The organism is Limosilactobacillus secundus (assembly GCF_020784695.1).
GTDB lineage: Bacteria > Bacillota > Bacilli > Lactobacillales > Lactobacillaceae > Limosilactobacillus > Limosilactobacillus reuteri_F.
Genome location: NZ_JAJGUA010000044.1, coordinates 112,026 through 137,935 on the forward strand (window position 1 = coordinate 112,026; position 25,910 = coordinate 137,935).

General features: G+C 36.7%; 25 protein-coding genes and 1 tRNA gene. 8 read left to right on the forward strand and 18 right to left on the reverse strand.

What is annotated here, in order from left to right:
* Window positions 1-4 precede the first annotated feature (4 nt).
* The 3 genes from LMB57_RS08835 to LMB57_RS08845 form a co-directional block, all read right to left on the reverse strand.
* Entirely contained in the window at window positions 5-739 is a 735-nt protein-coding gene (locus tag LMB57_RS08835) for a M57 family metalloprotease (RefSeq protein ID WP_229270966.1), read from the reverse strand.
* A 75-nt stretch (window positions 740-814) separates the two neighbouring features.
* On the reverse strand, window positions 815-1,519 hold the full coding sequence (locus LMB57_RS08840; protein ID WP_229270967.1) for a hypothetical protein: 705 nt from the start codon (window positions 1,517-1,519) through the stop codon (window positions 815-817).
* A 253-nt stretch (window positions 1,520-1,772) separates the two neighbouring features.
* Window positions 1,773-2,093, reverse strand: a complete 321-nt coding sequence (locus LMB57_RS08845; protein ID WP_229270968.1) for a hypothetical protein — start codon at window positions 2,091-2,093, stop codon at window positions 1,773-1,775.
* A gap of 286 nt (window positions 2,094-2,379) precedes the next feature.
* On the opposite strand from LMB57_RS08845, the gene LMB57_RS08850 reads away from it, so the two are divergent.
* Window positions 2,380-3,735, forward strand: a complete 1,356-nt coding sequence (locus LMB57_RS08850; protein ID WP_229270969.1) for an FAD-dependent oxidoreductase — start codon at window positions 2,380-2,382, stop codon at window positions 3,733-3,735.
* A 45-nt stretch (window positions 3,736-3,780) separates the two neighbouring features.
* Here LMB57_RS08850 and LMB57_RS08855 read toward each other — a convergent pair whose 3' ends face one another.
* The 6 genes from LMB57_RS08855 to tpiA all read right to left on the reverse strand — a co-directional run bounded on the left by LMB57_RS08855 (window position 3,781) and on the right by tpiA (window position 9,498).
* Complete coding sequence (locus tag LMB57_RS08855) at window positions 3,781-4,059, reverse strand: hypothetical protein (protein ID WP_229270970.1); 279 nt, start codon at window positions 4,057-4,059, stop codon at window positions 3,781-3,783.
* Window positions 4,060-4,129: 70 nt separating this feature from the next.
* Window positions 4,130-6,979, reverse strand: coding sequence for a DEAD/DEAH box helicase (locus LMB57_RS08860; RefSeq protein WP_229270971.1), 2,850 nt, complete (start codon window positions 6,977-6,979; stop codon window positions 4,130-4,132).
* A 20-nt stretch (window positions 6,980-6,999) separates the two neighbouring features.
* Window positions 7,000-7,500, reverse strand: coding sequence for a phosphatase PAP2 family protein (locus LMB57_RS08865; RefSeq protein WP_229270972.1), 501 nt, complete (start codon window positions 7,498-7,500; stop codon window positions 7,000-7,002).
* Complete coding sequence (locus tag LMB57_RS08870; RefSeq protein ID WP_229270973.1) at window positions 7,500-8,453, reverse strand: aldo/keto reductase; 954 nt, start codon at window positions 8,451-8,453, stop codon at window positions 7,500-7,502. Before LMB57_RS08870 ends, LMB57_RS08865 begins: the two co-directional genes overlap by 1 nt.
* Before the next feature lie 145 nt (window positions 8,454-8,598).
* A tRNA-His gene (locus LMB57_RS08875) sits at window positions 8,599-8,673 on the reverse strand.
* Between the two features lie 54 nt (window positions 8,674-8,727).
* A complete protein-coding gene (gene tpiA, locus LMB57_RS08880) occupies window positions 8,728-9,498 on the reverse strand; it encodes a triose-phosphate isomerase (RefSeq protein WP_229270974.1) in 771 nt (256 codons plus the stop codon).
* A 131-nt stretch (window positions 9,499-9,629) separates the two neighbouring features.
* Between tpiA and psiE the strand changes: the two genes are divergently transcribed.
* The 5 genes from psiE (at window position 9,630) to LMB57_RS08905 (ending at window position 14,215) form a co-directional block, all read left to right on the forward strand.
* Window positions 9,630-10,031, forward strand: a complete 402-nt coding sequence (gene psiE, locus LMB57_RS08885; protein WP_229270975.1) for a phosphate-starvation-inducible protein PsiE — start codon at window positions 9,630-9,632, stop codon at window positions 10,029-10,031.
* Window positions 10,032-10,042: 11 nt separating this feature from the next.
* Window positions 10,043-10,585, forward strand: a complete 543-nt coding sequence (locus tag LMB57_RS08890) for an RBBP9/YdeN family alpha/beta hydrolase (protein ID WP_229270976.1) — start codon at window positions 10,043-10,045, stop codon at window positions 10,583-10,585.
* A 479-nt stretch (window positions 10,586-11,064) separates the two neighbouring features.
* Window positions 11,065-12,090 carry a cation diffusion facilitator family transporter gene (locus tag LMB57_RS08895; protein ID WP_229270977.1) on the forward strand — a complete coding sequence of 342 codons (1,026 nt, stop codon included), beginning with the start codon at window positions 11,065-11,067 and terminating at the stop codon, window positions 12,088-12,090.
* A gap of 330 nt (window positions 12,091-12,420) precedes the next feature.
* Window positions 12,421-13,839: a Na+/H+ antiporter NhaC family protein gene (locus LMB57_RS08900; protein ID WP_229270978.1), complete on the forward strand. Its 1,419-nt coding sequence runs from the start codon at window positions 12,421-12,423 to the stop codon at window positions 13,837-13,839.
* A 142-nt stretch (window positions 13,840-13,981) separates the two neighbouring features.
* A complete protein-coding gene (locus LMB57_RS08905; RefSeq protein WP_003665459.1) occupies window positions 13,982-14,215 on the forward strand; it encodes a cytochrome b5 domain-containing protein in 234 nt (77 codons plus the stop codon).
* Between the two features lie 54 nt (window positions 14,216-14,269).
* On the opposite strand, the gene LMB57_RS08910 is transcribed toward LMB57_RS08905, so the two are convergent.
* Window positions 14,270-14,920, reverse strand: a complete 651-nt coding sequence (locus LMB57_RS08910; RefSeq protein WP_229270979.1) for an NAD(P)-dependent oxidoreductase — start codon at window positions 14,918-14,920, stop codon at window positions 14,270-14,272.
* 78 nt (window positions 14,921-14,998) lie between these two features.
* Window positions 14,999-15,226: a hypothetical protein gene (locus LMB57_RS08915; protein ID WP_229270980.1), complete on the reverse strand. Its 228-nt coding sequence runs from the start codon at window positions 15,224-15,226 to the stop codon at window positions 14,999-15,001.
* A 107-nt stretch (window positions 15,227-15,333) separates the two neighbouring features.
* On the opposite strand from LMB57_RS08915, the gene LMB57_RS08920 reads away from it, so the two are divergent.
* On the forward strand, window positions 15,334-16,074 hold the full coding sequence (locus tag LMB57_RS08920; protein WP_229270981.1) for an SDR family NAD(P)-dependent oxidoreductase: 741 nt from the start codon (window positions 15,334-15,336) through the stop codon (window positions 16,072-16,074).
* Between the two features lie 156 nt (window positions 16,075-16,230).
* Here LMB57_RS08920 and LMB57_RS08925 read toward each other — a convergent pair whose 3' ends face one another.
* Both LMB57_RS08925 and LMB57_RS08930 read right to left on the reverse strand, forming a co-directional pair.
* Window positions 16,231-17,553, reverse strand: coding sequence for an MFS transporter (locus LMB57_RS08925; protein ID WP_229270982.1), 1,323 nt, complete (start codon window positions 17,551-17,553; stop codon window positions 16,231-16,233).
* 344 nt (window positions 17,554-17,897) lie between these two features.
* Entirely contained in the window at window positions 17,898-18,242 is a 345-nt protein-coding gene (locus tag LMB57_RS08930) for a winged helix-turn-helix transcriptional regulator (protein ID WP_229270983.1), read from the reverse strand.
* 173 nt (window positions 18,243-18,415) lie between these two features.
* Here LMB57_RS08930 and LMB57_RS08935 point away from each other — a divergent pair, with 173 nt between their 5' ends.
* On the forward strand, window positions 18,416-19,438 hold the full coding sequence (locus tag LMB57_RS08935) for a zinc-binding alcohol dehydrogenase family protein (RefSeq protein ID WP_229270984.1): 1,023 nt from the start codon (window positions 18,416-18,418) through the stop codon (window positions 19,436-19,438).
* A 1,182-nt stretch (window positions 19,439-20,620) separates the two neighbouring features.
* Here LMB57_RS08935 and LMB57_RS08940 read toward each other — a convergent pair.
* From LMB57_RS08940 to LMB57_RS08960, 5 genes are all read right to left on the reverse strand, one after another.
* Window positions 20,621-21,934: an ATP-binding protein gene (locus LMB57_RS08940; protein ID WP_065869099.1), complete on the reverse strand. Its 1,314-nt coding sequence runs from the start codon at window positions 21,932-21,934 to the stop codon at window positions 20,621-20,623.
* A gap of 120 nt (window positions 21,935-22,054) precedes the next feature.
* Window positions 22,055-23,257, reverse strand: a complete 1,203-nt coding sequence (locus LMB57_RS08945) for a tyrosine-type recombinase/integrase (RefSeq protein ID WP_229278199.1) — start codon at window positions 23,255-23,257, stop codon at window positions 22,055-22,057.
* 78 nt (window positions 23,258-23,335) lie between these two features.
* Window positions 23,336-23,539 (reverse strand): helix-turn-helix transcriptional regulator, encoded by a 204-nt coding sequence (locus tag LMB57_RS08950; protein ID WP_065867605.1) that lies wholly within the window; start codon window positions 23,537-23,539, stop codon window positions 23,336-23,338.
* Window positions 23,540-23,630: 91 nt separating this feature from the next.
* Window positions 23,631-23,867, reverse strand: coding sequence for a hypothetical protein (locus tag LMB57_RS08955; RefSeq protein ID WP_225431619.1), 237 nt, complete (start codon window positions 23,865-23,867; stop codon window positions 23,631-23,633).
* A gap of 17 nt (window positions 23,868-23,884) precedes the next feature.
* Entirely contained in the window at window positions 23,885-25,900 is a 2,016-nt protein-coding gene (locus LMB57_RS08960; protein ID WP_229278200.1) for a hypothetical protein, read from the reverse strand.
* Window positions 25,901-25,910: the final 10 nt, after the last annotated feature.

Below are 25,910 nucleotides of genomic sequence, written 5' to 3' on the forward strand. Positions count from 1 at the left end.
ATTTTTATTTATTATTAGCATATAGTTTTTGGACTGCTTGCACATCATCTGGTTGAATCGTATAGAATGATCCAGCAGGCTGCATTACCGAAACAGCATTAGTATGATCGAGTCCAATCGCATGTCCCAGTTCATGTTCGGCTGTATTAACAATTCGTTCCTGACTATAGCCATAACTTAGGTCAGTTAAATAATATGTATTTAAGTACACCGTTGCATGCATAAATCTTCTTGTCAACGAATTAGAAGATGTCTTTGTTAATCCAGCAGCATTTGAATCAGAGCGGTTCATCGTCGTTACAACAATATCCGCTTTGCTTTGATTGTTTACTGGTTTAAATGTAAATGCCCCAGTTTGATTCCAGTTTTGGATTGCAGTATTAGTAGCCGCATCAAGTTGAGCATTATTTGTATTTACGTAGACCGTCGCTTGATTAGTCGCCCATCGTCCAGTCGCTGGGATTGAAGTTTGTGTACTTGTTTGTTGTTCTGTCGTTGGTCCTTGTTCGTTTTTAGAAGAACCGTTATTTGCATCGTTTAAGTGCAGATTAGAATTATCGTTTGAATTTGGATTGTCCCTGCCAATTAACTTAGCAATACGATCACGAACGTTCCATGCAGTTTGGTTCGCCGTTGCTTGAACCCGTGCATCATTGAAATAAAGCCATCCTCCACCTACTAAAAGTCCTATTATAAATATCCGCTTAAGCAGTCGAAAAATGAAATTTATCTCGTTCACCTTCTTTCAATTGTTACTAATTATAAAAAGTCAATCGGGATAAATCATGAACTAAATTTTAAGTTTTAGTAACGATCAGCGACAATTTAATTCACGCTCTAAATCACGAGCATAAAATTTCAAGATTTGTTCAATCGCTATCACATCATTTTGCGCTTGATGGTATTTAACCCGGGGAAGATGCAACAAACGACACATCTTTTCCAGACTGATCCCATTTTTATTTTTCCATACTTCCTTAGCGACTAATTTTTCCAAATCTAATGACTGAATCGTACGCCAGGGACGGTCCTCTTTCCTAATCTTTAATCGATTTGCTTCATAATTCAATGATTCAAAGTCAGTTCCATTATCCCAACTAACAATATAGTCAGGCCGCTCTACCGCAATAAAATGAAAAATCCGGTTAAAAATCTGTCTAACCTCATACTCATTTGCTTCCGAAAGGCGAAGATCATATTGTCGTAAAAAAGCTAATTGTCGCTCAGCGGACATATTCTGAGCATAGAGATAGTAATTAAAACCGCTTTGTGTTTCAAACATTCTCCCCGCAATCTGGGCAACTCCATTTCGATGCTTCTGTTGATCTTGAAAAAACTCAAGATCCAAAATAAGGAATCGTGCTTTACTATTTAATCGTTGACGTAATTGATCAAAGTTTTTAATGGCCGGTGCTTTCTGTTCCTCTTTGTCCTTCTCAGCGGGCAGCGACTGTAAAATCATCTCTGTCACCGGCGCAAAAGAACTAAAACGAACTACCGACATTCCATTTTTTAGCATCTCTACTCGCCCCTCTAAAACGTATGTTCGATTCATTATATCATAGAGTTGAGAGTAAGCGTATAAAAAATAGGGAGCGAGACAGAAGTCACTTGTGACTTCGTTTTTCGACGCGAAGCTAGCCTCTGGGAGCCCCCGCAAGCAACAATAGGCCTCTAACGTTCGTTTTGCCGGACGTTAGAGGCCATTGTTGTACTGCGTATTTGCTTTTTATGAAAGTAACTTAACTTATGTCACAGTCCCCTATTTGTTCCTAGTGTAGACATGTGATAAAGGTGATTAAGCCAAAAATAATGCCAGGGAAATTTGCCCAAAAGACTGGCCAATCACGTTGCTGCTTGAAGTAAGCATAAATGCACCACAACGTACAGTTAAGCGCTGCCACTAATGGTTGTAAAGGAGCACCGTAATTTCCTGCTAAATTATTCTTAATCTGTGAAATGTAGGACACATACATCAAAATAGCTACAACTGTTGCAACCTTGCTTAAGATGTCGATAAACTTGGTCTCTTGAATAACAGGCTTCTTTTCATCTGCTTTTTTGGCGTGTTCTACTAAATGCGCGGCTTTCATTATAATCTCTCCTCAATCAAAACTTTTTATAAATTAGTAAAACGTTTTATTTTGATGAAACACCATCTATGATCAATAATATACAATGTTTATCTAATACGTTTTTCTTTAATATACAAGTTCTGACTGCAGTTGGGACTAATATATTTACGATATTATCCTAACACTTTGTTCAATATAATGCAAACTGCACAATTGTCTTATTTAAGCGTTTTAAGTGACAAAGCGTTTATTCTTAGTATAATTTCAAAGTATGTAAAATAATTTCAACTTTGGAGGCTTTTTAATGGAAACAGTCAAAAATATTATTATCGGGTTTGGCAAGGGCGGAAAAACACTCGCAAAGTTTCTCGCTCAACATGGGGAACAAGTTCTTGTTATTGAAAAATCGAAGCAAATGTATGGAGGAACCTGCATTAATATTGCCTGTCTCCCCTCCAAACGGCTAATTATTGAAGCTGCTCATGGAACCTCATTTGAGGACGCGATCGATGGAAAAAATGTGATGACATCCCAACTCCGTCAAAAAAATTATCAAATGTTAGCAAGTGAAGATAATATCACTGTCTTAGATGGAACTGCTCATTTTACTGGTAACCACACGATTGATGTGCAAACGCCAGATGGGCAAACTCTTTCTTACAAGGGTGAACGGATTTTTATCAATACTGGCGCAACACCAACCATCCCTGACATTCCCGGATTGAAGAATAGTCCATTTCTCATGAATTCTACCCAAGCAATGGAGCAGCCTAAGTTACCACGTGAACTCGTGATTATCGGTGGCGGTTATATTGGCCTTGAATTTGCGAATATGTTCACTTCCTTTGGTTCACACGTCACGGTTCTTGATCACCATCAGACTTTACTACCACGTGAAGATGATGATGTGGCTGAAATGGTAATTCAAAACTTTAAGGATAACGGGGTTCGCTTTGAAGTTGGAGTTGATATTAAAGCAATTAGCGAACAAGATGAGCAAGCTGCAATTACTTTTGCTAAAGCGGATAATCGTGAAACAACTATTTTCGCTGATAAAATTTTAGTGGCAACCGGACGAAAACCTGCAACGACGGACCTTGATTTGCAAAATACAGATATTAAGGTCGCTAAAAACGGCGCGATTGTTGTCGATGACCTTCTCCATACTAGCGTTCCTAATGTGTGGGCAATCGGGGATGTTAAAGGGGGTCCCCAATTTACTTACATCTCACTTGACGACTTTCGGATCATTAAAGATGAATTATTCGGTAATAAGGAACGTCGAGTTAGTGATCGTTTAATTGTCCCAACCAATGTCTTTATTGAACCTTCCCTTGCACAAGTCGGCTTAACAGAAAAAGAGGCGCAAAAACAAGGGAAAGATTACCTACTCTTTAAGATGCCTGCTGCTGCAATTCCAAAAGCAAAAGTATTGAAGGATACCCGTGGACTGCTTAAGGTATTAGTCGATCCACAAACGAACTTAATTATTGGGGCTACCCTTTATGTCCAGGAAGCGCAAGAAATTATCAACATGATTGTTCTTGCAATGCGGGCAAAACTGCCCTATCAAATGCTTCGTGACCAAATCTATACCCACCCAACAATCAGTGAAGCATTTAATGATTTATTTAAACAACCAGTAAATAAAAAAGAATGATAAAAAATGGCCGGTGAAAAATTTTAATTTTTCCCGGCCATTTTTCTACAGCTTATTATCAAGACGATCAATTAGTTTAGAAATATGATTGTTAAGTTGATCAATCGTATTTTTTTGTTCATCGATATGTTCTTGTTGCCGCTCAATAGTATCACGTAATTCATCTTTCTTGCTTTGCTTACTCTTCTTTTGACTCTTCTTTAAGGACTTTACTAATGCTCCCATTGTATTAACGTCAAATTCATTTAATAAGCCAGCCAATTCATCTAATTTAACGTCCCGAACTGAACGCTTATCGCTTGTTTTTACCTTTCCTTTTGCCATAATCTTCATCTTCTTTCTACGCCTTTAATTATAGAAGATTTAGCAAAAAATGAAAGCGATATATTTGTGATTACATCGCCAATAAGTTCATCATGGTTGGTGTCAGCGGATGTTCTAAGACTAAATCCATCCCCACTGCCGCTTTTTTCTTTGGACCAACCAATTCTTCTCTTACGGAGTCCGGTTGAATATAAGCAGGCCCTAAATAATAAAATTCTTTGCCAACTGCATCGCTCTGTTTCACAAATAAGTGTAACTTTACTTGTGGCTTACCCTCTTTTACTCCCGCAAGCAACCGCTGCACTTCATCAGATGAAAGATGACGAGGGGTCCGTGTGTACCAGCGCAATGAACGGCCATCTCGTAGTTGATTATTATAGATAGCATTTCTTTTTTCTTCCGCATCCTTATGGTAGGTAATGAAAATCGGACAAACATCTTCCGCTACTCGATACCCATATAACGGAGCACTTACATCGAGGGGCCAATTTAATAAGCGACAAACATCTTTTCGATCATATTGCTGATAAAGGGTAAATGCTTGCTTGAGATCATATTGCTTAGTGATTTCAAGTCCCGTTGTTAATACATCTGTAAACAATCGCTTGAAATCATTGTGACTTTCTAGTCCTTCTCGAATTTTTGAATTTAACTGATACGTTAATAAATCTGGATGCTCAAGAATCGGGTGTCCGCCATACTGATCCTTTTTTAACTGTTTACCAGCTTTTACATTAAAGAATTGCAAACTTAAAATATCGTCAACTGATTGTAAAACAGCTGGTGTAACGCGAATATTTTGCTGTTCTAATTCTGCTTTAAAAGCATCAATTGAACACGTACCGCGAAGTAAGCATTGAAGGAGAATCAATTCATGTGGCCGTTTACCGTTAAGCAGCTCTTTAGTTAAAAATGCTAGTACTTGACGCTCATACTTAGTTAATTTAAGTTCTATCCCCATCTTCTCTAAAAAGTCACCATAATGACTGAGCTGGGAATTTTGCGCAAATACTCGGGGATCAACAGAACCATAACGATAAAAGTCATCCAGCAATGGTGTCCTCCCTAGTTGGTTAGTTAAATCATGGTACGCCTGCCGCAATTCACGCATCGAGTCCAATTTAACTTTATCAAGGGAGGCTAAAATTTGTTCTTCGGCAACCTTCGTAAAGTTAATGGTTGAAACGTCAAAATTCGTTGGCACCTTAACTTCACGCCGCGCTTGATCCTTACTTCGACTATTATCCTGGTTAAGGGCAAGAGGAATCATGTAATTATGTTGGTAATTTCCAATAAAATCAATAACTGTCACAAACTCTTTACCAGGATATTGACGCAGTCCGCGCCCTAGTTGTTGGATAAAAACAATTGGTGATTGGGTATTACGCATCATTACAATCTGATTTACTGATGGAATGTCGACCCCTTCATTAAAAAGATCGACGGTAATGATATACTCAATCTTTCCTGCCTCTAATTGCTCAACTGCCTTTGTCCGCTCTTGACTACTGCTCTGATTTGTCAATGCAATCGCAGGATGGTTAGCCGCGTTAAATTGGACTGCCAATTCTTTTGCCTCTGCCTGTCGACTACAAAATACTAATCCGCGAGGCTGATCGCCACAATATCCATAGTAGTCTAACTGATTAAGAACATAATTAACTCGTTTCGAAGCAATCAATTGATTTAACTTGGAAGTCTCAGTAATCACTTCTCCATCAACTTCATAATCGGTAACACCTACGTAATGGAATGGCGCTAACATTTTAGCAGCCAATGCATCTTTCAGACGAATTTCATAGGCCAAATGATAATCAAACAGTTTAAATATATCTTGATTGTCCATTCGTTCAGGGGTTGCAGTCATCCCCAACCAAAATTGCGGCATAAAGTGGTTTAAAATTCGTTGATAACTAGGTGCTGCTGCACGATGGGCCTCATCGATCAAAATGTAGTCAAATTCGGTAGCTTTGAGCTTATCCAGTACTGCTTGTTGGCTTAGTGTTTGGACAGTTGCAAATAAATATTTAGCATTCCAATCATGGCAATTACCTGTCAGCAATCCATAATTATTTTCCTTTCCGCCGATAACTCGTCGAAAACTAGCTAGCGATTTTTTGGCAATTTGTTCTCGATGAACGATATATAAGAAACGGCGCGGCTGATATTTTTTGACCGCAAATGCTCCCAGATATGTCTTTCCAGTTCCCGTTGCTGAAACGACCAGTCCTTTCTTAGCGCCAGTTTTTATCAGATTACTTAATTGTCCTAAGGCGGCCTGTTGCATTTGATTAGGCTCAATTGGTTTTAATTTTTCCGGTTGCGTCACCCTAGGCTTTGGTGGTTGCCAATTCTTGCGATACGCTGCAATCCACTCTGATGTTAGAACTGTACTCTCATGTTTAACAGCATCCAATTCCGCCGCTAGTTGTTGAAAAAGGCTTCCTTCTTGGCGGGAACTTAATTTTAAATTCCACTCCTTATTAACTAATAAAGCAGATCGCGTAAAATTAGCACTCCCAATAATTACGGTCTGATATTCTCCATGATTAAATAAATACCCCTTAGTGTGAAATCCATTAAGATCAGCAATTCTGACCGTTAAATTAGGAATTTTTTGCAATTCTTCAAACATCGCGGGGTGATTAAAATTCAAGTAATCACTGGTAATGATGGTCCCGTGTACTCCTTGCTGTGCTAAGTCAGCCATCACTGCCTTAAAGGGAACTAACATGTCTAACGTAATAAAGGCAACGGACCACGTAAAGTCTTTACATGACAGTAATTCTTGCCGTAATGTTTGCCAAATTGTCGATGATTGGTTGTTAGTTAATAATTGCGGACCTAGTAGCGTATTGCCTTGATAGTGAGTACTAATAAGTCCATTCAAAATTGCATCTTGCAGCACTGAATTGTCCATGAAATACACCTTTCTAAAATTTAGACAAGAAATAAAAACGAACCACAAATAACGCCACAAATAAACCCGATAACCACATCACGAGGAAAATGAACTCCGCCAATCACTCTCGTAATAGCAGAAACAATAGCTAAAGCCAGTAAGATAACTCCTAAAATCAAATTTAACCTTAACCCACACATCGCAATAACAGTCGCAGAAAAAACATGACGACTAGGCAATGAATCACCAGTTTTTTGACGTAGAATTAAGGGGTTAATCGGAAATTTTTCGTATGGTCGTGGCGCGTCAATTCGTTGGCGAATAAAAGAAAGTAGGATAAAGCCAATACCGGGAATAAGCAGAAAAGCTCCTGCTTTCAAGACATTATTTTTCCCTACCCACACTAATATAACGATGTAAGCAACGTACATAGTCCACACAACAAATTTATTAACCGCCCGTAATAAAGGAATTGTCCACGGGTGTCGATAAAAAGGAGCTGTAATATGCTGATAGAAATGTAAATAATCTTTTTTCATTATGGCAAATCATTCCCAGCCGCAAGATATAGGTCATACCATTCTTGGCTCGTCAACGTAATATCGCTTCCCTTAGCACTGTCAATAATATGAGCTGGCGTCATAGTACCAAGCAACACTTGCATATGCGCAGGATGACGTAAAATCCACGCAACGGCAATTGCATTTTTACTTGCCTTATATTTTTGCGCAAGAGTTTCTAACATTACGTTTAACTCAGGAAATTGATCATTATTAATGAATGTCCCAGCAAATGTGCCGTACTGGAAAGGCGACCATGTTTGAATCGTCATCCGTTTACGACGCGTGTATTCTAATAATCCTCCGTCATGATTGATTGCAGCATCATCAGTCATGTTTGTATGCAAGCCAAAATCAATCATCCCCGTATGCTTTAAACCAAACTGTACCTGGTCAATCAAAAGCCGTTGATTTGTTGCGGCTTGAAGGAGCGCGATTTGTTGCGGGTTAAAATTAGATACTCCAAAATGGCGGACTTTCCCAGATGCTTGAAGTTGGTCAAAGGCTTCTGCTATTTCTGCAGGCTCCATTAAGGGGTCTGGACGATGAAGCAAAAATGAATCAAGATAATCAATTCCCATCCGTTGCAAAATCCCATCAACAGCAGCGATTAAATGCTTCTTTGACGAATCATACCGCGTTATCTTATTATCCGCGTTCGCAAAAAGGCCTCCTTTTGACTGAATGTAAAAGTCATCACGAGTAAGACTGCTTTTCTTTAACGCTTCACCAAAATGAATTTCCGAAGATCCGCGCCCTAACTGTGGGTCGTTGCCATAAATGTCAGCTGAATCAATAAAGTTAATTCCAGCATCATGGGCGACTTCTAAGGCATCAATCGCTTTGGGCACTGCTAATGTCCCCATTCGCATAATTCCCAACGCAACGTTCGATACTTCCCAATTTGTTCCACCAACTTGAATGTTTTTCATAATTAAAGCCCCCTTTTTTCTCCACCTTATACCGTTTCTATTTTAAGTTACTTTCTTTGAGGTTATCAATTAAAATTCATAAAACAGAGAATACAAAAAAGCGCGATGGCAAAGGAAAAAAACCTTTGCCATCGCACTAGGTCAGGGCGGTATGTGGGATTCGAACCCACGCGTGCCGGACCCACAAACCGGTGTGTTAACCAAACTTCACCAATACCGCCATAACAACTGTTAATAACTATAACATAAAATGACGGTAAAGAGAAATACTTTTTTATTTTTCTTGGTCCTTTTTTAAATAATTGACCATTCGCAAGAAATTATCAACATCTAAACTTGCCCGACCAATTAATACACCATCTACATCTGGCTTGTTCATAATCATTCCAATATTATCAGGATTGACACTACCACCATAGAGGATCCTAATCTTATCAGCAATCTCATAAGTATAGTTATCAGCAATTGTCCGCCGAATTTGACGACATCCTTCTTCAGCAAGAACTGGATTGGCGTGCTGACCGTATCCAACTGCCCAACTTGGTTCATAGGAAACAACTACATTTTTAATTTGATCAAGAGAAACGCCCCTCAATACGCTCATCAATTGCTGGAAAACGTAGTGAATTTCACCATTAATTTCTTTCTGGACCATCGTTTCATCCGTACAAATTATCGGAGTAACTCCCATTTGAAGGGCGGCCAACACTTTCCGATTAACCAACTCATTATCCTCGTGGAATAAATGGCGCCGTTCAATATGTCCTAACATTACATATGAAACACCAGCGTCAGCTAAACCTCGTAAGCTAATTTCACCAGTGAAAGCTCCCGAATATTCAGCCGCCGCGTTTTGCGCGATTATCTTTAATCCTGAATCATCAGCAGCTTGAACCATACTGGGTAATGCAAAAGCTTGGGCTGCAATTCCGACTTCAACTTCTTGCGGATCCGGCAGCTTTCCTTTAATTGCATCCACAAATTCAATTGATTCTTGGACATTTTTATGCATCTTCCAATTAGCAGCAATAAAGGGTTTGCGCATTTCTCACTCCTCCTTTTGTTATCCATCTTTAAGTATCGCATATTTTTAACAACTATTTTGTTAAATATTAGCTAAATTTCTTGATCATTGCTATCCTAAAGTTAAAGCGTTTTCTTGAGGAGTATTAGAGAATGAAAAAAATATATAAATTAGCAGCTAATTTTAGCCATATTTTGCGTCTATGTACACTCGGCGCACTAGCAATTCTAGGAATTTTATTAACTATCATTTTATTTACGGAAACTTTTTCGCTGATTCCACTTATGCAAGATGGGAATACGGATCATGTTATTTTTAAGATTTTGGATCGTATTATTGTCTTTTTTCTTTTCTTTTCATTTATGACAATGATAATTGCCGCGCTAAAGCATCATGGACGGATCGCAGTCGATTTTCTATTAAGCTTAGGAATTATGGCTTTAATCCGGGGACTAATTGCCGCCCACGGTCAGCCTTATGAAGTCCTTACTAATTCGATTGCCATTTTATTATTAATCATCGGCATGGTAGTACTGAAACACTTTATGAAATAGGAGTAATAATAATGAAGAACGCATATTTAATTCATGGCACTTCTACCAGGGATGACGACTGGTTCCCCTGGCTCGAAGAAGAAGCGAAACCAATAATCGCCCTTGATCGGATATGGCTACCAAATCCCTTTAATCCTCAACATGCTGAATGGGATCAAGCGGTTGACGACCAAATTCATCCCCAAGATAACCTCATCCTCGTCGCTCATAGTCTCGGTTGCATTACGGCCCTTCGTTATATTGAACGTCATCATGTTAAAGATACACGGCTTTTACTGGTGGGAGCATTTGATAAAGGATTACCAGCTTATCCTGAATTAGATGAGTTTATGAAAGATCGGCCTCATTATGAGCATATACTCCCTAAACTTGCTAAAGCTACCGTTATAACAGCTAAAGATGACCCCATCGTTCCTTATCAAAATAGCATTGCGGTCGCTAATAAAATTAGAGCAAAACTCATAGTTAAAGAAAAAGGCGGCCACTTTTTGACTAGTGACGGCTTTACAAAATTCCCGTTAGCCTTAAAAGAATTAAATAAACTAGCTGAATAACTTATTTTTTTAAAGAATAAACTCGGTTTTGCTTAATAATTAAAACTTATTAATTCCTATGATAGTCACTTATAATATTTTACTTATAATCACTCCTTTCTTTCGTAAAAAAGCTCATTAAAAGCTTAGCTAATTATTATCGTCACTACTGCTAAGACCTGTTACAATACTTGGTGGAGAGGGGAAAACAATCATTATAATTTGTTTTCCAAAAAGGCAACTGTCATTGGTTGTGCTGTAAAAAATATTTTAATTATGTAAAGGAGTTGTTCAATATGATGTCAATTATGAGTAATATGATCGCTGTAGTAAGTTTTATGGGACTGATTATTGCAACATGCGCCCACGTAATTAATAACCGGGCCTAGCAATTATTTTCATTATTATTTTTAGTAAAAGCTGAGAAAATCATTTTCTCGGCTTTTATTTTTTGCGTTACAATTAAACTGATTTTATTAATCAAGGAAGTTCTTAAATTAATGACTAAATTTAAAAGACATACAACCGAAGAAATGAATAACTGGGAAAAAACGCAAGCAAATGAACTAGCAAAGATTCGAGCTTCCCAACACCATTTAATCTATAACTTGGTTGCTTATGTTGTTATTTCAATTATCGAGTACTGGTTAGCTGAAATAAGTAAATCGCAGACGTTACGGGCCGATGCTTTCAACAACCTTTCGGGAATTATCTCAACCTTTTTACTGATGATGGGCTTACACATTGCCCAGGATGTCGATGATGATGATATCATTGGCGCACGGCTACCTTCTGGAAACTATCAAGCACACATGGGATCTGACCAACGAGTACAATTCGTTCGTTGGCGTTATGAGACAATTTTTTCCCTTGTCACAGCGGTCGTTATGGTTGCGATTGCCTTAAGCGTTATCATCGATGGCATTAAAAGCCTCCTCAATCCTGCAAGTCGGGTGGTTCCACAACCAGTCGCATTGATTGGGGCCGGAATTGCGTCAGTTATTATGCTAGTTGTTTGGTATATGAACCGACAAACAGGACTTAAATTAAAAAACGCCGCGTTGCTTGCTTCTGCCCAAGATAGCCTGAGTGATGCTTTCACAAGTATTGGAACTTTGATTGCAATTGGCGGTGCCCTCCTCTTTAATCTTCGTTGGCTTGATGGTGCTACCAGTATTGTCGTTGGTTTCTTTATTCTGTATTCTGGACTAAAAATTTTCTTTGAAAGTAGTCTCAACCTAACTGACTACTTTGATCCTCAGGCTGAACAGGAATACCGCCAAACAATCACTAATATTCCGCACGTTGTAAAAGTTGTCGAACTAAAAGCTCACTATAACGGAAACGTGGTCACGCTTGATGCTTCCGTGATGGTTAACGCTAAAATGACGATCCTCAAGAGTTTCCAATTATCAGAGCACATCGAAAATGTAATGCGAGATAAATTTGGAATAATTGACACTGATATTTCTTTCGTCCCCGATCCTCATTCATTTTCTGATAAGGATATTTCTGGTGAATTTTAAAATTAGAGTTTGACAAAATAAAATTAGAATGTTTTAATGATTACAACTTAACTTGAAAGGAACAACTAACATGATTCAACACTCATTAACTTCAACCAAGTATTATAACAACTATGCTTACCGTTCATAATTGTCTGTACTCATTTAGGTACGGACAGCGGTGTTCGTACCTAAGCAGGGTTGTTTTAATGAGTCCTTTGCTAGGTACATTAATCTAGTAAGGGCGTGTAGTTTCCCGCGATTTTTATACTACCGTAATACCAACTAGATTAAGTAAATGCCGCTGATCTAGTTGGTCTTTTTTTATTAAAAAACAAGGAGAATTACACAATGAAGACTATTAACAAACCAAAAAATAGTGCTGAGCCAGTGATTGGTTTTAGCGAAAGTTTACTTATTCTTGGCGTTATTTTAGGCATCTTAGGCTACCCTATTATTTTTAAGCATCAAGAACCGCAAGCTCCATTATTTATTTCATTTATTTTGCTTGCTGTTTACGGGCGAATTCGTGGATTTAAATGGGATACAATAATGAATGGAATGCGTCATGGTTTGCGAGCCGGTGTTGACCCCCTCATTATCTTTCTTTCTATCGGTGTCTTAATTGCTACCTGGATTTTCTCAGGAACTATTCCAACAATTATGTACTTTGGGTTTGAAATTATTTCTGTAAAGTTCTTCTTACCAACAGTTTTTATCGTTTGTACCCTTGTTGGGGTCGCTTGCGGAAGCTCATTTACCACTGTATCGACAATGGGAATTGCCTTTATTGGCATTGGCGCAACTCTTAAAATTAACCCCGGTTTAACTGCGGGGGTAATTGTTTCAGGGGCTTTCTGTGGTTCGAATATTTCCCCACTTTCAGGCACAACGAATCTAGCTGCCAGTGTGGGCGAAATTAATATCTACAAGCATATTAAATCCCTGCTCACCACCGATATCCCTGCCTGGGCAATCTGTCTTATTCTTTACACTTTCTTAGGGTTAAATTCCAAAAATGTTAGTTTAGATGCCGTTCATCAAATGATGGCCGGGCTACAAAATGGGTTCTGGATCTCCGGATGGGCTCTTCTCCCAGTTCTGCTCCTAATCGTACTAGCCATTTTCCAAGTTCCTGCTATTCCTTCTCTTGGCCTTGGCTCACTATTCGCGGTCGTACTTGGCTGGATTCATGCACCTAAAACCAGCCTCACTACGATTACTAATACCATCATGACTGGTTACGTTTCGCATACTGGTGACAAAACAATCGATACACTGCTTTCTAAAGGCGGTATTTCTAGTATGCTTACTTCTCTCGCCCTAATTATCTTTGCGCTTGCTTTAGGTGGTTTATTGATCAAGTTCAATATTATTAGCGCCATCATTACTCACTTAACTGGAATTGTAAAGACGCCTGGTCGATTAGCATTCTCCACAGCCCTTACTTGCATTGGGATTAATCTTCTTGTTGGGGAACACTACCTCGCAATTATTCTTCCTGGGCAATCATTTCTCCCATCATTTGATAAATTAGGCTTAAAACGGGTTGATTTGACCCGGATTCTCAATGATGCAGGAGCCGCAGTCAACGCAATTATCCCATGGAGTGTTTCTGGAGTATTCATCGCTAGTACCTTACAAATCAATCCATTAAGCTTCATTCCTTGGGCATTTTTCCCATTCCTTGTTACGATCCTAACTATCATTGCAGGAATGCTCGTGAAAGTCCCAGTCAAAAGCCTTGCTGCAAACTTAGCAACTGAATAAATTGAATTTCCAATGTCATTACCATTTTCGTGTTATAGTGATGATAAGATAACGAATAAACTCGTTATCGATTTTCGTATGTTGTTACACTCAGACAGGAAGAGGCCGAGTCGATTCCCAGCTTCTTATAGGAGGGATTATTATGCGGTCATTTACTCACAATGAATTAGCGCAATATAACGGGCAAGAAGGTCGTCCAGCATATATTGGAGTTCGCGGAAACGTTTATGATGTTTCTGAGGTTCCAGAGTGGAAAGGCGCGGAAATCCATGGTAATGTTTTCGGCCATGATTTATCAGACGTCACTTATCAGCAAGCTGCTAAAAAGTATTCACCGGTTTCGAAACTGCCGATTATCGGAAAATTAGTTGATTAATATTAAAAGGCATGAGAATTGATTTACGTTCTCATGCCTTTTAATACTCAATAATTATTCTGCATCAATAACAGTAATTCGTTCACGATGGTGGCGTGGCGCTAAAATTTCATTGACCACTAACTTTGCCATTGTGCCAGAAGTTACCTTTGATTCATTTTGTTCATTAAATAATAATTCATCCTGACCAAGAATATAATTAGTCGCAACCCCAGCTTCAAATACTGCTGATGGTGAAATTCCTAGCCAATCAATGTCAGAAATGGTTTCAAGATACTGTAATTCTTTTAACTGCTGGCGGGGTGTATTAATCCACGTCTCAGCACCAGGCATCTTTTCAATATCATCAACAAATAGATGCTTATCCTTACCAGTTTTAAGGCTTCCGGCACCAAGAATGAAAATTAAACGGATTTTATGTTTCCGGGCTAAAACTACTAATTTCTCAGCCAGTCTTACTTGCCGATCCGCATTCTCTGGACTAGTACCATATGCATCAACAATCACATCAAACCGCGACAACAAACTATCACTTAAGGCAAAAATATCACCACTGATCAAATTGGCATCATCACCAAGGATCTTTCTGGCCTTACTCTCATTTCGAACAATTCCAGTTACATTCAAATCTTTTTTCGTCGATGCTAATTTATAGATTGCGCTACCTGCCATTCCAGAAGCACCAATTATTCCAACTCTTATCATGCCTATCCCTCCTTGGACTATATTCCCTTCATGAATAACTCTATCACGAGGAAGTATTCTTGCCAAAGAAAAGGCTTTCTATTCGTTACTAGCTAAATAATGGCGAATATTGCGAATGCACTTATTGAACTCAACCCAATCATTAAAATTCAGGTCAAGGTCTTTCACTTGATAGCGATCAGGTGGCGTAATGACTGCTCGCTCTTGTCCATGATATTTAAGAATTAGTTGTGCGTCTACTTGTTCTAATGTATAGCCACGTCCATGAAGCAAATTTTGGAGCGCTTTTAAGGTTGCTGTATTCATTGCGTTTCCTCCTCATCCTTATTTTATTATAAAGACTTTTCTAACAAATAGCTAAATCCGGCCAAAAATGCCATAATTAGAGAAAAGATTAGAGAGGAGTTTTATATATGCAGACAGTTGTTATTACTGGTGGAACCTCTGGGATTGGTCTTGCCACTGCTGATATTTTTCTTAAAAACGGGTGGAATGCGGTGCTTATCGGTCGTGATGCAGCAAAGGGGATGCAAGTTGAACGACAATTAGGCGAAACATATTCTCCAGCACAAGTTGCTTTTATTCAAGCCGATATTAGTAAATCAAGTGAGGTTGAACATGTTAAGCAAATAACTCTCAATAAATTTAAAACCGTTGATGCGATTGTCAATAATGCAGGAATCGTTATTCACGGTGAGGTTCATGAAACAAGTGAAGAAGATTGGGATAAAATCTTTGATGTTGATGTTAAGGGAACTTTCCTCGTTAGCAAAGCCTTCTTGCCAACAATGATTGAACAAGATCATGGTAGTATCGTTAATATTTCCTCTGTCTCAGGAATGGCTGGTGATCGAGCAATGGTTGCTTATAATGCCGCCAAGGGAGCGATTATTAATATGACTCGGGCAATGGCAATTGATTACGGTAAAAATAATATTCGCGTAAATGTTGTTGCACCTGGTCCGACTAATACCCCGCTTTTTCACCAAGATAAACAAAAATTCGCAAAGAACAGCCCATTAAATCGGATTGTTGAACCCGAAGAAGTCGCCGCTGCAATTTATTTTGTTGCCAGCCCAGCTGCTAGCGCAATCACGGGAGAAGTAATTCCTGTAACAGCCGGCTTTGAAATCTCAACTGGACAACCAATGTAAATAATAAAGCCACTAGTAGCATTTAATGTGTGTTACCAGTGGCTTTATCATTTATGACTTGCCCCGAATTTTTACATCATTTTTTAACGGGGACATAAATTTTTATCTAATAACTATAATCAGTAAGTTTTCTCACTAATTCCTCTAAACAAGATATTATTTAGTATAATCCACATCTTTTGTTTCTTTTGTCAATAACCAAGAAATAACTGCTAGTACTGATAAAACTAGCATATAATATCCAGCCGAATGTAATCCATAATTAGCAATTAACCAAGTTGTTACAGTTGGAGCAACCGCTGCCCCAACCACTGCAGCTAAGTTATAAGTAATTCCTGCACCAGAATAGCGAACTCTGGTTGGGAACAGTTCAGGCAAAACAGCGCCGACTGGACCATAAAGAGTACCCATTACTAAGAATCCTAGTCCTAAGAAGAGTAAAACGCCAACTAAGTTATGTTGTCCTGTAAGGAAATATGGGAATACCAAGGAATAGCCAACTAGTGCTACTGACGCAGTTAATAAAACTTTTTTCCGACCAACACGATCCGCTAATACAGAAGTTAACATGATCAAAACAGCGAATTCAACAATTGCACCCATTAATAATAATAAAAATTCCGAAGAGGTAAAACCTAAAGCTGTTGTAGCATATGATAATGACCAGGTTGTTAATGTAAAGAATAGTGCATAGGTTGCTCCCATGATGAAAGTTCCTTTTAAGATTTCACGCCAATTAGATTTGAATACTTCACGAAGAGGCGAAGCAGTTGTGTTATCACGTTCTTGAGCCAACTTAAACAAAGGTGTTTCCTGTAAACGACGGCGGACATACAGCCCTATAACGACTAAAACAGCCGAGGCCCAAAAAGGAATTCGCCAACCAAACGTCATCATTTGCGTTGGTGTTAGTACCCGTTCTAAAGCAAAGAATAAGCCATTGCATAGGAAGAATCCGATTGGTGCTCCCACTTCCGGAAATGCACCATATAACGCCCGCTTGTTAGCCGGAGCATTTTCAGTAGCTACTAATACAGCCCCGGACCATTCACCACCAAGCCCGATTCCTTGGACAAACCGACAAAGGCAAAGTAACAATGCTCCCCAAACGCCGATAACCTGATAGCTAGGAATGAAACCAATGGCTACCGTCGCCACTCCCATTACTAAAAGTGAGACCACAAGTGTTTTCTTGCGTCCTAAACGATCACCATAATGTCCAAATAGGAAGGAACCTACCGGGCGTGCTACAAAGGCTACTCCAAAAGTCAACAAACTTAAAAGTGTTGCGAGTAAAGGGGTCATTTGCGGAAAGAAAATTTTGGGAAAATAGGCAGCAGATGCAGTCCCGTAAGCGTAAAAATCGAAAAACTCAATTGCCGTTCCCATCATCGAAGCCAAAATTACTGTCTTGACAGGATCAAGTTTTACATTAAGCTTGCTGTTTGTCTGCGGGGTGTTAGTTACTGTACTATCCATAGTATTTACCTCTCATTTCAGTTTAATTTACGATCTATTATCACTTCTAGTCTTAATTTCACTTTCCATTTTTTCCACATCCCTTCAATAAAAAAAACCAGCTAACTGTTGAACAGTCAGCTGGCCGACAGAAATGTCTCTACCACTATTACTGTTCACATCCCTAGTATGGTGATGCGAACAGCACTAATTATTCGCATCATCTAATTAATGATCCGAATAATAATAATATTTACGTGTACATTAGTAGTAAATGACATTAATCTGTTCTCGCTTTCGTCTTAATTAAGAGTAAAATCTTATCATAGCTATAATTAGAAATCAATAAAAGTTCACATTATTTTTTAATTTTCTTCTAAATTTATAGTGTTATATGTTCTTCCCCATTTCTCCATTTCAATGATAAGTGGGGTTAACGTTTGCCCAAAACGGGTTAATTTGTATTCTGTTTTAGGAGGAATGACTGGATATATTTTCTTTTCAATAATCTTATCTTTTTCTAGTTCGCTAAGTTGTAAAGACAACATTCGCCTAGAACAATTTGGCATCCGTTTTTGTAATTCGCTGAAACGACATACTTTATTTTTTATTAAATGATATATGATTACACTTTTCCATTTACCCGAAATAATTTGTAAAGTACTCTCGACTGAGCAACCATCACTACAATTATAAATATGTCTTTTCAAAGTCATGCTCCTCCCTATTTATTTTTGAATCCTAATTTCTATAATACACGATATTTCCTCTTACCACTATTAGGGAAAAATTTGTTACATAGAAATTTTAAATTCTCTTCTTGTTTAATTTTCTCTTTCACTTACTCTTTATAAGTATAAAAGAAAGAAAAGAGGAATTAATTATGAAAGCAATTGGCTTTAGCGAACATTTGGATATTAAAAATCCAAAAAGTTTATTTGAATTTGAGACACCAAAGCCAACACCTAAGGGACACGATTTATTAGTAAAAGTTAATGCCGTCTCAGTTAATCCTGTTGATGTTGGCGTACGAAGAAGTGGACACGGGAAACTTTCAAAGCCAAAAATTATTGGCTGGGATGCTTGTGGAATTGTTGAAAAAGTTGGTAGCAAGGTATCACTTTTTTCACCAGGTGATCGTGTTTATTATGCTGGTTCATTTAAACGGTCAGGAAGTAATAGTGAGTATCAGTTAGTAGATGAACGAATTGTCGGAAATGCACCTAAATCATTGACGGATGCCCAAACAGCTGCAATGCCATTAACTTCCCTGACTGCTTATGAAGCATTATTTGAACAATTATCCCTATCTCAAGATAAAAAAACCAACGAAGGTAAAACAATTCTTATTATTAATGGGGCTGGAGGTGTAGGATCGGTTGCAACACAATTAGCATCTAATGCTGGACTAACAGTTATTGCCACAGCTTCTCGACCTGAAAGTATTAACTGGGTAAAATCTCATGGAGCTGCAGATGTAGTAAATCACCGAAAGAATCTAGTAAATGAAGTTCATAAACTTGGCTATAAATATGTTGATTACATTTTGGAATTAAAAGATATTGATAGCCATTGGAAAGAAATGTGCGAATTAATTAAGCCAGAGGGTGCCATCGCATCTATTACCGAAAATAGACGACCTATTAATTTACGATTATTAACACCTAAAAAGGCTATATTCGCTTGGGAATGGATGTACACAAAATCTTATTATCATACACCAGATATGCAATCACAGCACGAGATTCTTAATAAAATAGCAACTTCAATTGATAATAGCGAATTGCAATGCACTTTAACACAATCACTTTCCCCAATAAATGCCAATAATCTTAGAGAAGCTCACAGTCTTGTTGAAAATGGGCATATGATTGGAAAAGTAGTCGTCGCAGATTGGCAAAAGTAACTAAAGTTATTTATGATAGATATCGCTGAGTAAAATTTAATGCTAATTTAACTAAACATGATTTCAGCGATTGTTGAAACCATGTTTTTTCTCTTTTATATTAAATGTTTCAAATCATGACTTGCACACAAAAAATCTTTTATAACGCCTATTAACTCAATAGTTTCAGCAATCTCTCGACGTAAGTTCGTGCACACGTTTTTTTCGTGTGCATGATATTCTTAAATAAACAAAAATAGTCCTTGATACATCGTCGCAAAACGTTGATATATCAAGGACTAATAAACCTTGTAAGTTTTAATAATGCTGACTAGAAGCTCAGAGGTTAAATTGCATAGGCATTGATATATCAACAATTAAGCCAATCAATTTAGATTTCGTGTGTCTAGTTGTGTGCATGTTTTGTTCATTCGTTCATCTGTTGTATAAATACCTTCAATTCGGTTTGATGAACTAGTACTTTGAATTTTAGTTACTTCTACTAAGCAGTCCAACGTGTCCCTATAATCAGTCTCATAGCTATCGGTTTTACCTCTTAAATTATAAATTTGATTCATTTTATTTACTAAATCACTTGAATAGTTCAAATGATTCAGTGTTTGATAGTCAAATTACTTAATTTTAGTCAAACCCTTATCTTAATCACTGGCTTAGTATCTTGATCATTTTACTATAAATGATCAAGATTTTTATGCCTACGAATAATAGCAGAAAGTAACGATTAAATTCATATAACTCCTGATACATCAACGCTCAGGGTAAGAAATTTTAATTCAGTATGTTTAATTATGTGCATTCTATACCAAAAGAAATTAAACATTCTATTGCTATTTATCTTTTAGGAATTCTAAAACTTCATAATCCTCCTTCAAACTCTGATCTAATATATCAGGGAAATTGTCATGAAGTTTATTACTAGATGAATCCTGTTTATTATCATTTTTCTCTACCACTTTTAAATTTCCCCTTACTATTTTCAGTGTAATAATCGTTTTCTCAATGTAAAATTAGCTGGTTTTGTACCAATGACTTTTAAATTAGACCGATTCAATATACATTCAGCAAATTAGTCTTTTAACTCAAATACTTTCCAACCCCATCAGCATTCATTTAATAACGATTGACTATCTATGATTAATTCCATATAAATTTTTGACGCTTTTTAACGCTTTTTAACGCTTTTTAACGCTTTTTGACGCTTTCATATTTAGTATTGACAGACTTACCGACTTGTCTAACTTTACCTTCTTGAATTAATTGCTTTAATAAATTACGTACGTGGTATGCAGAAGTATTTAATCTTTCTTGAATGCTCTTTCTCGTTTGACTTCCATACGTATTTAAAATATACATTACAGATTGCGAATCTACACCTAGTAATTTTTGAGAATTAGGTTGAGGTTGAGATATTTCATCTTTATCCCAATTAATATTTGGCAATATGACCTTGAAAGAATTTGGCCTAACATCAAAGCTAGGGTGTTTTTCAGTATTGCGGTATGCTTCATACATTCTACGAATACCTGTCCCATAGTTTTCGATGTATTTCAATTTATCTAAAATATGAACTAATTGAGGATTACGAACAGCAGTCATACCATCTTTAACTTCCTCTAATGTTAGTCCATCTGGAATTCCACCTGGCGAAAGGATTTCCATTCTATTATCAAAAATTTCTACCTTTACAGTAGAATGTAATAAATAGTCCCTATGTGCAAAAGCATTAACTACTGCTTCACGTATAGCAGCACCTGGATAATCTTTTATTTCATGGCGTTGTGGATCTCCGTCAATTTCTATTCTGGTTCTATTATTTAAATTAATGTAATAGAGTAATTCATCTATCTGAGAAGTTAGAGCACCTGTTATTTCTCTTTTGTCTTTAAACTCCATAACATGATTGCCCTGATAAATTGCAACCTTTGTAGTAGTTGTATTTTGATCACTAACTAGGAAAGCTGCATTATTATAAACATTAGGTGTTTTTAGCATATGTAAAGCCTTTATACTAAAATCTACTTCTTTCAGTTTTGCCCTTTTTTGTAATTCTTCGAATGATAAATCTTGATTTTCTGATTTTTCAGAATCAAACTCATCATTCCCATTATTCTGTTGAAGCATTCGTTTTATTTGCTCATTTGTTGCTTTAACTGCAGAACTTCCAAACCTAATATAAACACCATCAGAATCAAAACCTTGATTAGCTATTGCATATGGTTTGTGCCTTCCTGCTTTCACTTTTATCGTAAACACTTCATCATTAGGTCGAATATCAATTAAACTGAACGGAGTTGGATAAAAGGCATTGGTGTACCAACGGTTTAGTTTTTCTTCCCATTCATGCTTCTGTTCTTCAGTTATCTCTAAAGGTTCCCTTGTTTCATCGTCAACACCAAGATATATCGTGCCACCATCAGTATTTAAGAAACTAACAATCTCTCTTTTAAGTTTATTAGTTAGTGTGCTCTTGTATTCTATATTTTTGTCTTCATTCATGTGCTTACTTCCTGGATCAATAAAATTAAAAATCTTCTATACCATTGTAAACTATTTTACAATCTTTTATACGTTACTTATATAAATCAACATAAAAAAGAGGCTTTGGGGCCTCCTTTTTTATGCCATCCAATTATCCATCATTTTCTGATTTACATCCCGGTCAGCCTTAACGTATACTCGCATGAAAATCGAAAGACTATTTCCCATCCTTTCAGCTGCCCAAGGGTAGGATATCCCTGGTTTATTTGCTAATTTAGTACATAGTGTGTGTCGGAAAGAATACATCGATAATTGCGATCCATTACCACTAATATTCAACTCACCACAAATCTTCTTTAACATTTCATTCATGCTTTTTTGTGTGATAGGTATATTATTCGCACATGTCTTATAATCATGAAGGTTTAGAAAGATTAAGCCTTTAGGATTAGTCAATCCATGGTATTTCAAAAATTTCTTTTGTTCCTTTTTATAAGTATCAATAAAGTCAATTAATTCTTGCGAAATTGGTAAACAACATCGCGAATATCCTTTTGGACGCGCTTTAAGGGTACCGTTAAATTTACGAGCGTAATCTGACCAACTATCATTAATTTTGAAAGTAGTATACCCATCTTCTGTGATAAGATTATTAAATTTCAAAGCTTGAATCTCGCCTGGGCGCATTCCTGTTTCCAGATCGATCCAAAGTGCTAAACGTGTTCCCCACTTATCTATTGTAGTATGATTTAGAGCACCTTGAATCTGCTTTTTAATTAATTCAAGTTCAGAAGTTGTAAATAGGTATCGTTGTTTTCTAACACTGAATTCGTTCTTACGAAAGAACTTATCCAAATACTGTTCGGGTACTGGATTTTCTTTTACTACCTTACCAATTAATTCATTAAAGAAACTTCTCATATGAGTTAAACGATGATCAATTACCGTTGCACGTCCAACTGTTGCTTTATGCTTATGAATAAAATCACGAGCAAACTGTTCAACTAATCGTTCACTAACATCTTTAATCTTGGTATTCTTAAAATACTTTTCAAATTCATTAGCTGAATTATTCCAGTCACGATACGTAACAGGTGAAATAGTATTTTTCTTGCGGTTGATATACTTTCGAAATTCCTCTGCAAAGACTGCATTGCCATCCGCTAGCTGCATTCCTTCTTCATAGTCCGCCCACATCTGTCTTTCTAATGCCTTAGCAGTCGAACGATTAGAAGCATAATCTACTGGCCAGTTTTCCCTTTTACCGGTGATTTTATTAATAGGCTGAATACGTACTTGGTACTCTCCTTTATGTCTTCCAGTCGTCATTTTCTTAATCATTTTAATATCCTCAGCTTCCTTGATAAAAAAGCAATGAAAAGTTCATAAACTTTCCATAGCTTTGTAAAAAAAATAAACTTAATCTTTTACCCATACGGTATGTGCATGATAGCCTGCTTGTAACAGCCATTGCTCAATTTCATCAATAATATAATACTTCTTACTATTTGTTGTTAACTGATGATATGGCATACCATTGTCTATTAATTGATATAAAATTGTTGTACTAATTCCAAGTTTTTCACACAGCTGTTTCCCATTTAAAATTTCTTTTCCAAACATAAATAACAGCCTCCTCCTTATGATTTGGATTATAACTCTGTGTAACGCAGATCATTATTAATTCTTATTTTCCTGTTTATTTTTAATACTTTTATTTCCTAGTTCTCTTATGGTTTCGATAGTTTTCTAGTTTTCGAATTTCTCTAATCAATTCATCAATATTTTTATTTAATTTATCGCTGGCATTAATGGGGTAATACATACCAACAATATAGTGATCATCATTAATCACATTAATTGGTAACTGTTTAGCATTACCCATCTCATTTACCTTGACAAAATATTTTAAAAAGAATTCTTGTTTAACATTAATTGCTTGATATTCCATTATTTTTTCTCCTAACATTATTCATTAAAATTAAAAGGAACAAAGAGTTTAGAAATTTGTTTATTTTTACTTTGTTCTTCTCTGTAAATTGCAAAATTTTCATGCCAATGTTGTAACGTATACATATCAGAAGACGTTTTATAGTTGAATAATTTATCTGGTAAGGCGTCATATCTCGTGAACATATCTTTCATTTTTCTGTTATCAAGAACCTTATTGCCTGATACAATAACGTTACTATAATAGTTTCCCTTAAAATGCTTCCTCTGAAAATCAAGCCCCAATGATTTTATCTGATCTTTAAATGTACGATATGACGCGGCAACCATATGAGTATGATCCTTGTAAGTTTCAAATAAGGTACTTGTCCCCATTCCAATTAGATCAAAAGGACATGTAATATGTTGAGCTTCAAGAAACTCTAAAAGCGATGAATTAATGTTAGATAGACTATTCTGAGCAGAATTCTCTTCACTGAAAATCAAGTCCAAATCTTGTTTGCTCATCGTCACAAGTTTAGACGCATACTTGATAATTAAGGAGAATATCACTTCTTGAACTTTTTGATTATTAAGCCAAGTTGCAATATCTTCATCAGGAATTTCAACATCATCATATAACTTGTTATTGCAGTTAAACACAAACACTCGATCTGCCGTTCCTAACTGGCGAATCTGTGGCAACACGTTAGTGGCAATCACAATTAATGATGGTAACTTCACATCATGGTACTGTTTGAACTTGGCTGCTCCAGACACCCTCTTACCACTCGTGATCCCGTTAATAGTAGTCCCAGTTTTATAGGAAATAGCATTACTTTGTGAATTGGTTTGATAATCGTCAAACCATAACGTAAGCTGTCCTTTTTTGACATCATTGGCATCAATTAGATTAGGATCAGTTAATGCCTTATTTACATTGGGTTCCGAGACCAAGATACATGAAGAACTGCTTTCTGGATTATTAAAAATTTTCTCCAACAAACTAGCCAAGACAGTTTTACCAGCGCCAGGAACTCCTAATAGGATGAAGAAACTCCGTGCTTTAGCTACAATACCCGTGTTTTGCAATGGAATAAAACCAAGCATATATAATATTTGTTCTAATTTACCACCGCTAATATGAGTTAGAAATTGGATTACTTGTTTATATTCTTCACTATTTTTCAATTCTGAATTCTTCTCCATGTCAACGTAATCAACATTGACATGGTTTTCCATTTTTCCTACTAATGGCGATGAAATTTGGATATTACCATTCGGTTTAATCATGATGGATTGATTTTGTGATTTAAAACCATCATCTAATACTTCATTTTTAAACCTTGAATTTAATAATTGCGCATGGACATTTTTCCGAGCATTCATAATATTATCAAACTTTGCCCTAGGCAAATATCTATCAATAACATTATTGATAACAGTTGGTTCTGCAGTATAAATATGGTTCTCATTCAGTGCCATAAGCTGATTACCCACAAGAATTGTTTGAGGATCGTTATACACTTTTTCAGCAATAATTTGCTTCCTCAACGTGTTATATTTCACAGCATTATAGAGTTGCTTCACTAAATTATTAGCATCCATATCATGTTCAACAGCCCATATCTGCAATACCATTGCCAATTCATTATAAAAGTAAATGTTTTTAACTAAGTTAATTTTATTGTTCTCAATAAAATTATCTAACCATTCATCAATCTTATCTCCATTAATAGATTCGATTGTAACTGGTATTAAATTAGCTAAAGTATAGTTGGGATGTTTTTTTAAGAACTCATCAATATCATCAATTTCAATTGCAACTATAGTTTGTCCAAACAGGTTAATTCGATCATCAATCTTAGTTTTAGACATAAAAACTTGATTAAGTAATGATGTTTTTGTAAATTCATTAATGTAAGGCTTAACATTCTTACTGCTTTTTTTATCAATTGAAAAAGTATAGTAATGCATGTTAAATGTCTTACTGTTAACGTCTAAAAAACCTGCATCTTCTAATATTTCATCCAATTTTTTGGAAATCTTTTTCATAGGTTTGACA